The sequence below is a fragment of the Sorangium sp. So ce375 genome (assembly GCF_051473855.1).
Taxonomy (GTDB): Bacteria; Myxococcota_A; Polyangia; order Polyangiales; family Polyangiaceae; genus Sorangium.
Genome location: NZ_CP150335.1, coordinates 7,230,372 through 7,245,623 on the forward strand (window position 1 = coordinate 7,230,372; position 15,252 = coordinate 7,245,623).

Here is a 15,252-nt window from a genome sequence, read left to right on the forward strand (position 1 = left end):
GTGTCGACCGGCGCCCGGGCCGAGTTGCGCAAAATGAGGAGCGCGCGGCGGCCGCGCCCGGCGGCCGCCGCGCTACCGGGGCGGCACGCGATCCGGAGCGCCGGGCGGCGCGGCGCTCGGCGGCGCCGTGTTGGGCGGCGTCACGCCGGACGGCGCGGCACCGGGCGGCGCGGCGCTCGGCGGCGCCGTGTTGGGCGGCGTCACGCCGGACGGCGCGGCACCGGGCGGCGCGGCGGGGCGCGCGCCGTGGAAGCCCTGGACGAGAACGACGCCCGCGCCGCGCCGCACCTGCGCGTGGAGCTCCACTTCGAGCGGCGCGGCGCCGGGCGCTGAGAAGCACGCGCCCCGCCCGCCGATCACCGCGACCGGCCCGCGATCCGCGTCCTGGGCGACGATCTCGAGCGCGGGCGGCGCGCCCTTCGTGACGAAGAGGTCGACCTCGATCACGCCGAGCCCGCCCTGCGCGATGAACACCGCGCACTCCCCCGGCGCGACGCGCACGGGGATCGCGCCGCTCTCCCCTTCCTCGATCGCGAGCGACACGACGTCCCCGAGTGGCGTCATGCCCCTCGCTTCCCCGCGCGCGGTGTTGGCGAGCGCGAGCGCCGTCACGCGCGGCACCGGCGCGCTCGCCGCGGGCCGCCGCTCCGCCGCGCGGCTCAGGAACAGGCGCGACGCCTCCGGGTCCGGCTCAGGCGCATCGCGCGGCGGCGGCGGGTTCCGCGACGTCTCGGCCGCGGGGGCGGAGGCCGGCGCGGGCGGCGGGCTAGGGCGCAACACCTCGGCGCCGCCAGCGCCGCCGGCGCCGCAGCCCGACGCGGCGAGCGCGAGCGACATGGCGAGCAGGCGGCGCGCCGGCCTGAACGGATGCGGTTCGAGGTGAGCGAGAGCGCGCCGCATCGCGCCGAGCCTACCAGAACCGCCGCGCCGCGCTCGCTCCGCGAGCGGCCGGCCGTGGGTCGTGCTACCCCCTCGCCCGATGAAACCCAGGGAGATCGTCGTCGCGACGCACGGCCACTGCTTCGACGGCATGGCGAGCGCGGCGCTGTTCACCCGCCTGATGCAGGCGCTCCGCCCCGACGAACCGCTCGCGCTGCGGTACCGCTCCTGCGGGTACGGCCCGGGCATGACGATGATCCCGCCGTCGTGGCTCGACGGCGACGAGAACGCGATCCTCGACTTCCGCTACACGCCGACGAAGAAGCTGACCTGGTACTTCGACCACCACGTCACCGGGTTCGGCTCGGACGAGGAGCGCGACGCGGCGCTCGCCGGCGCGTCGCGCGCGAAGGTCGCGGGCGACGCGCCCCACGTCTTCTACGACGCCGCCTACGGCTCGTGCACGAAGCTCATCGCGGACGTCAGCCGCGATCACTTCGGCGTCGAGATGTCCGGCATCGATGAGCTCATCCTGTGGGCCGATCTCATCGACACCGCGCGCTTCCCCTCGGCCGAGGCCGCCGTGAGCCGGGAGGAGCCGATCATGCAGCTCGCCTCCGTGGTGGAGCACCACGGCGACGGCCCCTTCCTCGCCTCCGTGGTGCCCCGGCTCGTCGAGCAGCCCGTGAGCGAGGTGGCGCGCGCGGCCGACATCCAGGAGCTCTGGCGTCCCCTCTCCGTCTCGCGGCAGACGTTCGTCACGCGCATCGAGCGCGGCGCGCGGAAGCTCGGCCGCGTGGTGCTTGTCGATCTCTCCGACGCGCCGCTCGAGGCGGTCGGCAAGTTCATGACGTACGCGATGTACCCGGACTGCGTGTACTCGGTCACGCTCTCCCGGCAGAAGCAGCACTACAAGCTCTCGGTTGGCTATAACCCCTGGTGCGGCGTCCCGCGCGATCGCGACATCGCCCCGATCTGCCGCCGCTACGACGGGGGCGGGCACCCGGCCGTCGGCGCCGCGTCCTTCCCGCTCTCCGCGCTCGAGCGCGCGCGCGAGGCGGCCCGCGCCGTCGCCGAGGAGCTCGACGGGGAGCCCGAGCGTTGACCTGGGCGGAGCAGCGCTTCCGCCGGAGCGCGCGCGAGCCGGGGCAGGCAGCGGCGTCGCGCGGCGGGGCGCGGGCGGCGGCCGCGCGCGCGCCGCTCCTCTTCGGGCACCGGGGCGTGCGCGGCGAGGGCGCCCCCACGGAGAACACCCTCGCCGCCTTCGAGGAAGCCGCGGCGCAGGGGGCCGACGGGATCGAGCTCGACGTGCGGGTGTGCGGCTCGGGTGAGCTCGTGGCGCTGCACGACGCCGACCTCGCGCGGGTGACCGAGGGCGCGGACACGCGCGCCGCCGCGGCGCTCGGCTGGGACGAGCTCCGGCGGGTCGACCTCCGCGGCGAGCGGGTGCCGCTCCTGTCCGAGGTGCTCGCGTTCGCGCGCGAGCGTCGGCTCGCCGTCAACATCGAGATGAAGCGGGACGTGCCCGATCGCACCGCGGTCGTGCTCGCGACCGCGCGGCTCCTGCACGCGTGGGATCCCAGCCACGCCTTGCTCGTCTCGTCGTTCGATCCGGTCATGCTCGCCGCCTTCGGCGCCATGGTGCCGGCCGTCCCGCGCGCGCTCCTCGTGCACCGGAGCCGCTACCACGACACGGCCGTGCGCCTCGCGCCGGCGCTCGGGGCGCTCGCCGCGCACATCGAGCGGACGATCGCGTCGCCCGAGCGCATCGCGCTGCTGAAGAGGCAGGGCCGCGTGATCAACGTGTGGACCGTGAACGACCCGCGGGAAGCGCAGGACCTCGCGGCGCTCGGCGTCGATGGGCTCATCACCGACGCCCCGCGCCGCATCCGCGACGCGCTCGCGTAGCCGCCGTCGTCCGGCGCGACCGCGCCGCTACCTTCGCTGCCAGGGATCGATGATCTCGCGCGATCGGCGCGGGCGCCGGCGCGGCTCTGGCGGGCCCTTTCGCTCGGCGGACGCCGCCGGCGCCGCCGTGGCCGAGGGCATCGGCGAGGGCGGCGCGGCGTCCGCGGCGGGCGCGCTGTCGACCCCGGGCGAGCGCACCACCGCGGACGTCGAAGCGCGGGCCACCTCAGGCGGCGGATCCGAGCTCACGCTCTCGGGCACGATCGGCGCGGTCACGGGGGCGGCGAGCGGCTTGTCGACGGGGCGCAGCGCCGTGACCGCGATCGCCCCGCTGATCGCGGAGAGCGCGCCGCACGCCACGAGCCAGCGCAGCGTCGCGCTCGCGTGAGGCCTGCCGACCGCGCGGACCTCGCCAACCGCCGCCGCCGTGAGCGTGCCGGGCTGGGACGGCTCGGCCAGCGAGGCGAGCGTATCCTGTCGCGGGCGCGGGCCCTGGTCCTCGGACCGGCAGAGCGGAGCGAGCTCCCCTGGGCCCTCGGGCTCGGCGGTGCCTCCCGGCGACAGCCCGAGCAGCGTCCCCGTGCGCGACGTCACGGGCACCGACGGCGGCGCGGAGGGCACGGGCAGCGGGATGCCCAGATCGCCGGCCGCAGCGACGAAGGCGTGCACCAGCTCCTGCGCCGACTGGAACCGCTGCGCCCTGTCGCGCGAGAGCGCACGCAGGAAGAAGACGTCGAGCTCGGCCGGCACGTCGGGCGCGATGTGCGTCGCGAGCGGGATCGGCTCGACGAGGATCCGCGACAGGACCGCGCCGAGCACGTCGCCCTCGAACGGGAGCTTGCCCGTGACCGCGCGGAAGAGGATGACCCCGAGCGACCACAGGTCGCTGCGCGCGTCGAGGTTCCTGTCGCCGCGCGCCTGCTCCGGGCTCATGTAGAACGGCGAGCCCAGGAGCTCGCCGGTCCTCGTTGTCTCGTCGGTGAGGAGCTTGCCGGTGAGCTGCTTTGCGATGCCGAAGTCGAGGACCTTGACGATCTCCTCTTCCTCGTCGACGCGCGAGAGGAACAGGTTGCCGGGCTTGAGATCGCGGTGGACGAGCCCGGACTCGTGCGCGCGGCGCAGCGCCTTGCCGGTCTGGATCGCGATGCGCGCCGCCTCGGCGAGGGCGATGCGCCGGACCCGCCTCAGCCGACGGCTGAGATCCTCGCCCCGGAGCAGCTCCATGACGAGGTACGGGACGACCCCCTGGATCCCGTAGTCCTGCACGCTCACCACGTGCGGGCTGTCGAGGTTCGCCGCGGTCCGCGCCTCGCGGTAGAAGCGCGCGCGGAACTCCGGCGAGGCCGCGTGCTCCGGGTCCATGAACTTGATCGCCACCGGCGCCCCGAGCTGGAGGTGCCGGGCCCGCCACACGGAGCCCATCCCGCCCCGCGAGAGCGGCCCTTCCAGGCGGTATTTCTCGCCGACGATCGTTCCCGGCTCGACGTCCATCGCCGACTCCTCCCGCCATGGCGACGTGGATTGCGTCTGTCTAGACGTTCGAGCGAGCGGCGTCCACGCCATCAGGCGAGCGCTGCCGCGCGATGGCCGCGCCGCCCGTGATGGCCTGAGTCCTCTCAGGAGCTCCCTGAGCGCGTCTGCTCAGAGCACCTTATCAGTCCTGGCAATCGACATGACGGCGGACGACGCCGCCCGGGACCGGCTGCGTGAACGCCCCCGGGATGAGGGGCGGATTCCACTTCGCCTCCTTGTATTGAAAGATCACGTCGTCCTCGGTGTTGGGCACCCGCATGCGGATCGAGCGGGGGATCTCGGCCAGGCAGGCGCCGCCGCTCGGCGGTATCGGGTCGTCGATCCCCTCCGGATCGACGCGCGGCGGCGCGGTGCGGATGGCCTCGTGATGGCCGAGCTCCACGTGGTAGAGGTCTGTCCCGCGCTGCGCGACCCGGACCTCGCGGACGCGCAGGCGCTGCTGGCTCCACGGCGCGAGAAAGTCGCGGGGGTGCGGCTCGAGGTGGATCTCCTCCACCGCGTCGCGGGAGCCCTGGATCAACACGCGGTAGAAGCCGTCGCCGTCCCAGGCGATCGAGGCGCCGTGCGGCTCGTGAGCGAGCACCGGCGCCTCGCCGCGCAGCAGCGACACGAGGGCGTGCCCGGGGATGGGCACCTGGGTGAGCCTCGCCAGGTTGCACGCGCTCGCGGGCCCGTGCAGGAATTGCTTCTCCCCGACGTCGAGCATCTGGAACTGGGTGCCATTCGACGTGAGCGTGAAGAGCGTCGCGCCAAAGGGGCTCACCACATCGAAGCGGACCCGATCCGGATTGACCGCGAGGATGTACATCTCCCCGCGGAGCCGCCCCTGGCGCGAGAAGTGGTCGACCTTGGCGGTGCCCTGGACGCCGTTCACGCAGGCATAGGTGGCCTTCATCCGGTCGAGCGCCGCGTCGGCGGTCGGGAAGCGGGACGCGGGCGGCTCCACGGAAGCACAGCCGGTCACGAGCAGGGCGAGGGGTGCGGCCCAAGCGATCGCGCGATGGCGCATGGGCGCGGACGCTGGCAAGGATCGCCGAGCCCGTCAACCGCCGAAGCGGCGCCGAGCCCATCCACCGCCGAAGCGGCGCCGAGCCCGTCAACCGCCGGAGCGGCGCCGAGCCCATTCACCGCCGGAGCGGCGCGAGAGGCGTGATCCTGAAGGAGGGGCTGTCGGGGAAGGCCGGAAGGGCCCAGCGACGGTGGTGTGGGGCAGCGCGTCCGGCCCGGAGCGAGCCCCCGGCCGGACGCGCGCGACCGGGATCAGGACGCCCGGAGCGCCTCGAGCAGGTCGACGTCGGGGATCGCGACCGGCAGGCGGGCGCGGAGGACGGCGACGTCGTTGTCCTCGCAGAGGCGAGCCACCGCGAGCCCGTCGAAGAGCGAGATGGGCGCCGTGCCCACGATCGCGGCCTCCTCACGCGCGCCGGAGAGCATCTGACCAGCGGTCAGGATCCAGCCGGCGGTCGCGGGGCCGTAGTGGTGGAGCGAGCCGCGCAGCTCGGTGACCCGCTCGCGGCCGACCTCGCGGCCGTCCCGGCGGATGACCAGCGCGAGCTTGATCTCGTCGCCCGCCGTGCGGAGCGCGCCGGAGAAGTGGCTCTCGCCGCCCGGCGCCCCGGCGCGGCGCACCGCGCGCAGCTGGCCGATGCCGATGCGCTCGAGGGCGAGGACACAGATCTCGACGAAGGCATGGCCCGGGAGCTCGGAGAGCTTGCGCACGAACGCGCGCCGCGCGGCGTCGCGGTAGCGCTCCACGGCGGCGAGCGCCTCCTGCTCCAGCCGCGCGAGGTCGCCCGGCAGCAGCCAGTCCGTCAGCGCGATCCTGCCGCCGGCGAAGCGGAAGCGAGGCCGCTGCCCCGCGGCGGTGCGGCGCGCGTTGTCGGCGCGCACGGCGGCCGCGACCTGGGACTGCACGAGCTGCACGTCGCCGGCGAGGCGGCCGCGGCGCTGCGCCGTCTCCGCGATCTGCCGGAGCGAGACAGCGCCCGCGTTCCGATCGAAGGTCGAGAGGATGCCGGCGACCGCATCGGCGAGATCACGGCCGGCCAGATCGTCGAGCGCGTGCCCCTCGCCGCCCGTGAGCTCGATGACCTGCGGACCGCGGTAGACGGGCTCGGCGCCGAAGCTGTCGGGCCGCTCCACCCGGTCGGCGCGCTCGGCCCGCTCGGCCCGGTCGGTCCGGTCGGCGCGCTCGCCTCGCTCGGGGCGATCGAAGCGCTCGGTCCGGTCGGAGCGCGGCGGCTCGCGGCCGTTCTCGCGCCGCGCCTCGAAGACGGGCGTGGCGACGTAGGAAGGCAGCCCACCGGTGCTCGGGTTGGCCTCCGCGGTCCCGCGGCCGCGGCGGCGGCGGCGGCGGCGGCGGCGGCCCTCGCCCTGCTCGCCCGACGAGCCGGGCGTCGCGCGGTCGTCGCCGCCGAGGATCGGCTGATCGTCGTCGTCCTCTTCGTCGAAGAGCTCCGCGGCGCCGGCGACGGCCTCGGCCCGCATCGCCTCGTCCGGACCCGGCGGCTCCGCATCCTCGAGATCGCCCTCTTCCTCGTCGAGGTAGGCGCCCGCGGCGCGCGGGGACGAGGGCGTCGGCGGCGGCACGGGCTCGCGCGCTGCCGCGATGTCCACGCCGTTCATCCCGGCCGCGCCCGTCGCGCCGGCCACGACCTCCTCGTCGTCCTCGTCCTCGTCGATCGCAGGCGCGGCCTGCACCGCCTCGTCCGCGGCGCCGGCCTCGACCGCTCCGAGATCCGCCTCGAGCTCCGAAGGAGCGCCAAGCTCGGTCTCCTCCGCCGCCTCGTCCTCGGTGCCCGCGTCGAACAGGGTGGGCTGTTCCTCGTCCTTGCGCGCCTTGGCCGCCTCGGGCTTTCCGCCGCGCTTCGCCTTCTTGCCGTCGAGGCCGGACTTGATCGTCTTCTCGTCCCACTCGCGCAGCGCGAAGACGCCTGGCTTCACGCGCACCAGGGGGTTGTCCGCCGTGTCCTTCTTCAGCGTCGCCGCCAGGCGGGCGCCCATCGTTACCTCTGGGCTCTTGCCAACGTGGCTAAGGAGGTTCTTCTCGATCGCGATATCGGTGATCTCTTTATAGTGAAGCGGTCTACCGATGAGGCGAAGCACCTCGGCGGCTGCATCCGTGAACGTCATTTTGTTCGTCCTTCGGGCGCGCCGCCCGGCGGGCGCCCTCGTCGTCCCCATCGCGGCCGCCCCGTCCAAAGTGGCTGACGAAGCGCGCGGGATACCCCACCGCAGCCGGGAAACGCACATTCGCTCCCACTCGGCCACGACGCGCGGAACGGCCTGCTCGTAGCACGCTCGGAAACGGCGGTCAACGGGCGGCGCGATCCGGCTCAAGAGAAGCCGCTGACCGACCTCTAGGGCGCGGAACCCGGTCCCCCGCGGCGCGAGGCCCGGATCGGCCGCGCGCCCGCGCGGAAACGCGCGCGGTGGAAAGCCCGGACGCGCGCTCGCGCGCTCGCGCCGAGGTGAGCGCGCGAACGCGCGAACGCGCGAACGCGCGAACGCGCGCAGGCCCCCGCACGAGCATCGATGTGGTGCGTGAGTGGATGTCAGCCAGTCCGGAGCATTGGATATGGCGAAGAGGGAAGAGGCGTCGACGCGCTGAGGCGTCGAACCATTGAGGCGTTGAACCATCGAGGTGCTGAGGCGTCGATAAGTCCGGGAGTCCATGAGTCGAACGCTCTTCCTCCTATCGCCGCATCACCGCGCCACCACCGCACGGCGGTGGCGCTCTATTCAATGATGGAAGACGCGATTGGACGTGGCGCACCTCGCCACCGGAGAGCGTGGGTCGTAATCACGCGATAACCATGCGCAACCACGCGTCACCGCCCGGCAACCATGCGCGACCACACGTCACCGTGGGTAACCGCCCGGCAACCATGCGCGACCACACGTCACCGTGGGTAACCGCCCGGCAACCCTGCGCGACCACACGTCACCGTGGGTAACCGCCCGGCAACCCTGCGCAACTGCGTGGGACCGGGTGTGGAGCAGCGCTCCCGGACGGCGGGCCGCCGTCGCCACGGCCGCGGCTCGCCCCCGGCCAGCGCGGCGCGGCGCAGCGCGTTCAACGGCGCGTTTGCGCTTTGCCAGCGGCTGGAAAGGAGGGTTACGCTGTGAGCGTGGAGCTTTCGCGGTTGCTCGATGAGCTCACCCTGGCGGCGGACAAGGTCGGCATCGCCGTCAGGATGGAAGCGTTCGATCCGCACCTGTCGGACGCGCGCAACCCGCGGGGCGGGCTCTGCACGGTGCTCGGCCGGCGGATCATCCTTGTCGACGCCAACGCCTCCCTGCCGGATCGCATCGCCACGGTCGCGGGCGCGCTCGCGCGCGTCGATCTGGAGTCCGTGTTCCTGCCGCCGATCGTGCGCGCGACCATCGGCGCACACGCGCGCGGCGCGCGGCCACGGGCGGCCGCGCCGGGCGAGCCAGCGCGGCTGCCGGCGCGCCCGGCGCGGGGCGGGAAGACCCCGAGGCTGCTCCCGCTCGCCCGCACCAAGTGGCGTGACGCCTGAGATCCCGTCCCGGCAGGGCGCTGGCCGAGCGCGCTACGAGGCGAGCGCGCGCTCGACCTCGGCGTAGACCGCGGCGATCGCCGCGTCGAGCTGCGCCACGTCGGTCCCGCCGGCCTGCGCCATGTCCGGGCGGCCGCCGCCCGAGCCGCCCACGATGCGGGCGATCGGCTTGATGAGCTCTCCGGCCTTGAGCCGCTCGGTGGCCGACTTCGAGAGCATCACGGCGAGCTGCGCCTTGTCGCCCACGGCCGCGCCGAGCAGCACCGCCGAGCGATCGCCGAGCTTGTCGCGCAGCTTCTCCGCGAGATCGCGCAGCGCGCCCGGGTTGGTGCCGTCCGGCACCCGGCGCGCGAGCACCTTGATCCCGCCGATCTCCCGGGCGTCGTCCAGCATCGCCTCGATGCCGCCTCCGCCGCCCTGCGCGGGGCCCGTCCCCTCCAGGATCCGCCGCTCGAGCTCCGCGATCTTCTTCTCGAGCTCCCGCTCGTGCGCCACGATCTTCCCGATCTTCTCGGCGAGATCGCCGCCTTGGGCCTTCGCGACCTGGCGCGCCCGGGCGAGCTCGGCCTCGACGCCCCGCGCGTAGGCGAGCGCGTTCAGGCCCGTCGACGCGAGGATCCGCCGCACGCCCGCGGCCACGCCGCCCTCGCTCGTGATCTTGAACAGCCCGATGTCCCCCAGCGCGCGCGCGTGCGTGCCGCCGCAGAGCTCCACCACCTCGGGCGTCATCGTGAGCATCCGCACCGTGTCGCCGTACTTCTCCTCGAAGATCGCCATCGCGCCCCGCCGCCGCGCCTCGTCCATCGGCAGGATCTCGGTCGTCACCTTCGCGTTCGTCAGGACCTTCTCGTTCACCAGATCCTCGATCCGCGAGATCTCCTCGCGGGTGAGGGGCCGGTTGTGCGTGAAGTCGAAGCGGAGGACGTCCGGGCCGACCCGCGAGCCCTTCTGCTGCGCGTGCTCGCCGAGCACCTTGCGCAGCGCCCAGTGCAATACGTGCGTGGCCGAGTGGTTGCGGCGCGTCGAGGACCGCGCCGCGTGATCCACCGCCAGGTGGACGCGCTGGCCCACCGCGATCGCCCCCTCGCGGACCACGCCCTCGTGCACGACCAGCCCGGGGAGCGGCTTCTGCGTGTCCTTCACCTCGACGCGCGCCCCGTCCGCCGTGATCTCGCCGAGGTCGCCGACCTGACCGCCCGATTCGGCGTAGAACGGCGTCTCGCGCACGACGATCTCGACCGTCTCCCCCGCCTCCGCGCGCTCGGCCAGCGCCCGGACCTTGCGCGCCCGGTCGCCTTCGCCCTGGACCTCGACCCGGACGATCGCGACGATCTCGCTGTCGCCCTCCTCGTGCTCGTAACCCGTGAACACCACCGGCTGCGCGAGCTTCGCGCGGGCCTCGCGGTGCGCGGGGTCCACCGCAGCGGTCGGATCGATCGGGCCGTCCGCCTCGGCGGCGCCCTTGATGACCGCCTCGGCCCCCTGGACGTCGACGTCGAAATTCGACTCGGCGCAGATGACCTGGGTCAGATCCAGCGGGAAGCCGTACGTGGTGTAGAGATCGGCCGCGGCGGCGGCCGTGAGCGTCCGCTCGCCGGACGAGCGCATCTCGGCGAAGCGCTCGTCCAGGATCTTCATCCCGCGCTTCAGCGTGGAGCGGAAGCGGACCTCCTCATCCTCGGTGACGCGGCCGATGAGCTCTCGCCTATCGCGGAGCTCCGGGTACGTCTCGCCCATCCGGCGAACCACCTCGAGCGCGATCTCGTGCAGGAAGGGCCGCTCGATCCCGAGCCGGTGCCCGTGGCGGATCGCGCGGCGCATCACCCGGCGGAGCACGTACTCGCGCCGCTGCTTCTCGGGCATCACGCCCTCGGCGATCAGGAACGCGGTCGTCCGCGCGTGATCCGCGATGACCCGCATCGACACGTCGTCGTCGGCGCTGCCTCCCGTGTACGGCTTGCCGCTGAGCTCGGCGGCCTTGTCGACGAGCCCGCGGAGCAGGTCGGTGTCGTAGTTCGACGTCACGCCCTGGAGCACGCTCGCGAGCCGCTCCAGGCCCATGCCGGTGTCGATGCTCGGCGCCGGCAGCGGCACGAGCGGTCCGTCCTTCTCGACGCGCTCGTACTGCATGAACACGTTGTTCCAGATCTCGGTCCAGCCCGTGCCGTCGATGCGCGGCTCCTCGCCGAAGCGCGCGACGTCGGGCTCCTTCCCGTGGAAGAAGTGGATCTCCGAGCAGGGGCCGCACGGGCCGACGTCGCCCATCGTCCAGAAGTTGTCGGCCAGGCCGAGCCGCAGGATGCGGTCGTCGCCGAAGCCCGTGACCTTGCGCCAGATCGCCGCGGCCTCGTCGTCGGCCGGGAAGCCCCCCTCACCGTTGTAGATGGTGACAACGAGCCGCGAGGGCGAGATGTCATAGACCTTCGTCAGGAGCTCCCAGGCGAAGGCGATCGCGTCTTCCTTGAAGTAGTCGCCAAAGCTGAAGTTGCCGAGCATCTCGAAGAACGTCTGGTGGCGCGCGGTGACGCCGACGTTCTCGAGATCGTTGTGCTTGCCGCTGATCCGGATGCACTTCTGGCTCGAGGCGGCGCGCTGGTACGGGCGCCTGTCCTTGCCCGTGAAGACGTCCTTGAACTGCACCATGCCCGCGTTCACGAACATCAGCGTCGGATCGTTCTGGGGCACGAGCGGCGCGCTCGGGACGATCTCGTGCCCGCGCTGGGCGAAGAACTCGAGGAATGTGCGGCGGAGCAGGTCGGAGCTGGCAGGCGTTGCGATGGACATAGGAGGACGCGCGGTCTAGCACGACCGGAGAGCGGCTTCCGCCTGCTCGACGCCCACCGGCGCCGCCCACCGCACAAGACGCGCGCGCCAGGCCGGTTTGCACCGGGCCGGCCTGCGCTCCGGCGCGCGCCGGGTCCACGTTCGCGCCGGGGTGGGCCGGCGAGGCGGGACGCCGCGGAAGACGCGCGCGCCGGGTCAGCGGCCGGAGGCGACGACGCTGCTGCCCGAGGCGGCCTCGAGGGCGAGCGGCGCCCGCTGCAGCGCGCTCTCGATCGCGCCCGCGACGGCGTCGCTCTGCAGCTGGGCGAGCTCCCTCAGGCCCTGGGCGCGCTTCGCCTCGGCGAGCGCCTGGGCCGAGCCGGTCATCGAGCCCTTCAGCGTCTGGCTGGGCATCTCGCGGATCACGTACTCGACCTTGGCGGCGAAGCCGACCCCCTCCGCCCCGTGGCGCTTGCTCAGGTGGGTGACCGAGCCGTCCAGCGTGAAGGCCGGCAGCTTGCGGTTCTTGCCTTCAACCGCCACGTCGGTGCCGTCGGCCACGATCTCGATGTCGGCGAACTGCGCCACGCGGTTGCGCGTCTGCTGCTTGAGCTGCGATCCGAGCTTCGCGTCCTTCACGCTGGAGCGGTTCTCGAACTTGCCCAGGCTGACCAGGAAGCGCGCCTTGGTCGACGACCGCGACAGCTTCTCGATGGCGGCCTGGATCGGGCGCTTCAGGTTGGGGGCGGGCTCGAGGTTGAGCGCCGCCTTGAGCGCCGGGACCGCCGCGGGGTTGCCCAGCGCACCGAGGGCCACCGCGGCCGACGCGCGCACCGCCGGGTGCGGATCCCTGAGCGCCTTCTCGAGGGCGGGCCGCGCGCCGGGGCTCTTCGACCTGCTGAGCGACAGCGCCGCCGCGACCCGGAGCCGGTAGTCCTTGCCGACCGCGATGTCGCGGAAAGCGGACGTGTCGCCGTCCTCGGCGACAGACAGGGAGGTCGACCCGAGCACCATCGACGCCGCCAAGAACATCGCAATGAAGAGACGACGGACCATCACGTCCCTCCGGCGAACGGCGGCTTTCGCCCCCCGTTCTCCTCGGTGAACCAGGGAAGTATCGCGACGCGCTTGGCGTCCAGACAATCCTATCCTTGGCCAGGACGGTCGCGAGATCAAGGGCTGTTTGGCCCCGGATGGCTCATGCAGGACTCATGACGAGAGCGACGACGTCGCCGTTTCGCGCCGTTTCGCGCCGTCTCGCGCCAATTTCCCACCGTTTCGCACCGTTTCGCCGCCTCGAGCACCCATTTCCAGACACGCGGCGATGCGCGCGGCAGACGGAGCGTCGGGCGGGTTCGGCTCAGAAGAGGATACCGAGATACCAGCGCACCGTCTGTGCGGTCTCGAGATCGATCTTCTGGACCGTCTCTTCACCCTTGAGCTGGCCGAGCCCACCGAGCGGGAACAGCACGCCGTACTGCACCGCCGTGTAGAAGCCGCCCATCTTGTCGGGGTCGTCGTTGAGCGTCCCGTCCTTGGACTGGAAGTACAGCTGGCCGTTCAGCTCGATGCCGAGATCCCTCGAATTCCCCGGTGCCTGAACGAACTCCGAGGCGCGGCTCCAGATGGCGGCTGCGCCGAGGCCGGCGCGCTGGCCGTTCTTGTCGCGGGCGAAGTCCCAGTCGACGCCCGGGCGGAAATAATACGCCCCCTGGACCCGAGAGAGGATGTTCCTGAAGAGGATCTGGTCGACCCGGTAATCGGGATGGAAGCGGAATGTCGAGTAGGTGCGATCGGTCGAGTTCTGGGGTTCCATGGCCCCGAGCTGCCCCTGGGGCTTGAGGGAGGGCACGTCGTCGTCGCCCGTCGCGTAGCCGAAGCCGAAGTGGACGCGCAGCCGGCCTTCCATCTCGGTGAGCTCGGCCTGCGTCGCGAGCCCGAACTGACGGATGCCCCAGCCGTTGTCCTTCGGCGAGAGGACGTTCGCATAATCGCTCTCGTCCTGCCCGCGCAGATCGAGGGATCCGTAGATCATCGCCGCCTCGAGCTCGAAGCGGAACTTCTTGTAAAGCAGCTGGAACCACACGTCGGGGATGATCATCTCCGCACCCCGATGCACGTACCCCTTCGCGATCTCGTCGGCGCTCCCCCCGAGCGACGCGGACCATTCGGGGTTCGCGTCGTCGGCGGTGATGTCGTTCGCCAGCGTCTGCTGCCGGTAAGCGAAGTAGACACCGCCGTTCATGACCATGTTGCCGCGGGCGAGCTCGAGCTTCTGGAGCTCGGGATTCTTGCGGCGGACGGCGACGAACACGTACTGGTCGACGTCATCGGACTGGGCGAGGTCGTACGGCTGGCCCTCGAGGTCCTGGAACGAGGCGCTCGTCGCGCCCTCGTTGGCCCAGTCCCACGCGCCGGCGAAGTAGATGTCGTATTTCTTGATACCCGTGACGAACATCAGCCGGTCGACGGTCGACTGGTAGTCGGAGTCGTGTCCGTCGCCGCTGTTCGCCACCATACCGAGGCCCCAGTGGTTCGGCATGCGGCCGAAGCGGAGGAGGCCGACGGGGGTCATGTACTCTCCCCAGATCCGCTTGACGGAGATCGAGTCCTTTGTCGAGTTGACGCCAGCGCTCGGCGCCCACTGGGTGCTTGAGAACGCCCCGAGCGGCGAGTAGCCGCCCCGGCGTGCGACCGTGTAGCCGCCGCCCGCCGCCGGCTGGTTCGTGTAGCCGTCCGGCGTCGAGCCGAGCACCACGTTGTCGAGGAGATCGACCTGCGTGAGGATGCGCAGGTTGTCGCTGATGTGCAGCTCCGGATTGAGCCGGAACCGCATGTTGGCGCCTGCCTGGGTGTTGCTCTTGCAGGCGTCGAACGAGCGGGTGCCGCCGCTCGTGGTCTCGCTCGGGTTGCAGAGCGAGACCACGCTCCCCGTGGTGGAGTTGTCGGCCGGCTGCGGCCAGAGCGCCTGATCGCGCGGGTCGACGCGGCCGAGGGCGAAGCTGTTGAAGAGCTCCCACCGGAGCCGGTAGTAGCCGTGGAACTCGAACGTCGGTCGCGCGTGGGACCACCAGTCCTCGGCGTAGACCTCGCTGGGCCGGGCGCCGATCTCCGCCTGGATCGCCTTGCGCTCGGGCTGTGCGGCCGCCTCAGCGGCCGCGGGCCCCTCCGAGGCCGCCGGCGTGGCCGGCTGCGGCTCGGCGGGAGCGGCCGTATCGGCCGGCGGAAGGAGCGGCTCGCGCGCCGCCGGGGGTGCGGGCGTCTCGGCGGCGCCCCCAGCCGGCGCCGCGCCGGGCTGCGCCGGCGTGGCGGGGGCCGGTGCGGGCTGCGCCGGCGTGGCGGGGGCCGGTGCGGGCTGCGCCTGGAGGCGCTGCGCTGCGCCGGGTTGGGCCGGAGCGACGGGTGCTGCGCCAGGCTGGGCCGGCGCGGCGCCGGGCTGCGGAGCGTTGGCGCCGGCCTGTCCGGCGGGCGGCTGCGCTGGGGCCGCCGGCGGCTGGGCCGGCCGGCGTGCCGGCTGGGCGGACGCGGAGGACGCGCCCAGCACGAGCGCGAGCGCGAGGCCCGACCGGAGGCGACGGCGAGGGGAGCCAGGGCGGCACGACGTACCCGGAGACCGCGACGAGATGGGCATCTGCTTGGTTTCGTT

At 72.9% G+C, this 15,252-nt stretch carries 10 protein-coding genes; 3 read left to right on the forward strand and 7 right to left on the reverse strand.

Annotation, left to right across the window (positions count from 1 at the left end; genetic code table 11):
• Positions 1-72: 72 nt before the first annotated feature.
• A complete protein-coding gene (locus WME90_RS26835) occupies positions 73-900 on the reverse strand; it encodes a hypothetical protein (protein WP_437274849.1) in 828 nt (275 codons plus the stop codon).
• Between the two features lie 79 nt (positions 901-979).
• On the opposite strand from WME90_RS26835, the gene WME90_RS26840 reads away from it, so the two are divergent.
• Both WME90_RS26840 and WME90_RS26845 read left to right on the forward strand, forming a co-directional pair.
• Positions 980-1,984 (forward strand): hypothetical protein, encoded by a 1,005-nt coding sequence (locus WME90_RS26840; RefSeq protein ID WP_437274850.1) that lies wholly within the window; start codon positions 980-982, stop codon positions 1,982-1,984.
• Entirely contained in the window at positions 1,981-2,787 is an 807-nt protein-coding gene (locus WME90_RS26845) for a glycerophosphodiester phosphodiesterase (protein ID WP_437274851.1), read from the forward strand. The genes WME90_RS26840 and WME90_RS26845 overlap by 4 nt, the downstream gene beginning before the upstream one ends.
• Before the next feature lie 27 nt (positions 2,788-2,814).
• Here the strand turns inward: WME90_RS26845 and WME90_RS26850 are convergent, their stop codons facing one another.
• The 3 genes from WME90_RS26850 to WME90_RS26860 form a co-directional block, all read right to left on the reverse strand.
• Entirely contained in the window at positions 2,815-4,278 is a 1,464-nt protein-coding gene (locus tag WME90_RS26850) for a serine/threonine-protein kinase (protein ID WP_437274852.1), read from the reverse strand.
• Positions 4,279-4,441: 163 nt separating this feature from the next.
• Positions 4,442-5,329 (reverse strand): LolA family protein, encoded by an 888-nt coding sequence (locus tag WME90_RS26855; RefSeq protein ID WP_437274853.1) that lies wholly within the window; start codon positions 5,327-5,329, stop codon positions 4,442-4,444.
• Positions 5,330-5,580: 251 nt separating this feature from the next.
• Positions 5,581-7,452: an HTH domain-containing protein gene (locus tag WME90_RS26860; RefSeq protein ID WP_437274854.1), complete on the reverse strand. Its 1,872-nt coding sequence runs from the start codon at positions 7,450-7,452 to the stop codon at positions 5,581-5,583.
• Between the two features lie 992 nt (positions 7,453-8,444).
• On the opposite strand from WME90_RS26860, the gene WME90_RS26865 reads away from it, so the two are divergent.
• On the forward strand, positions 8,445-8,843 hold the full coding sequence (locus WME90_RS26865; protein WP_437274855.1) for a hypothetical protein: 399 nt from the start codon (positions 8,445-8,447) through the stop codon (positions 8,841-8,843).
• A gap of 33 nt (positions 8,844-8,876) precedes the next feature.
• Here the strand turns inward: WME90_RS26865 and alaS are convergent, their stop codons facing one another.
• The 3 genes from alaS to WME90_RS26880 all read right to left on the reverse strand — a co-directional run bounded on the left by alaS (position 8,877) and on the right by WME90_RS26880 (position 15,237).
• A complete protein-coding gene (gene alaS / locus WME90_RS26870; RefSeq protein ID WP_437274856.1) occupies positions 8,877-11,627 on the reverse strand; it encodes an alanine--tRNA ligase in 2,751 nt (916 codons plus the stop codon).
• Positions 11,628-11,822: 195 nt separating this feature from the next.
• Entirely contained in the window at positions 11,823-12,662 is an 840-nt protein-coding gene (locus WME90_RS26875) for a HEAT repeat domain-containing protein (RefSeq protein WP_437274857.1), read from the reverse strand.
• A 304-nt stretch (positions 12,663-12,966) separates the two neighbouring features.
• Entirely contained in the window at positions 12,967-15,237 is a 2,271-nt protein-coding gene (locus WME90_RS26880; RefSeq protein ID WP_437274858.1) for a TIGR04551 family protein, read from the reverse strand.
• Positions 15,238-15,252: the final 15 nt, after the last annotated feature.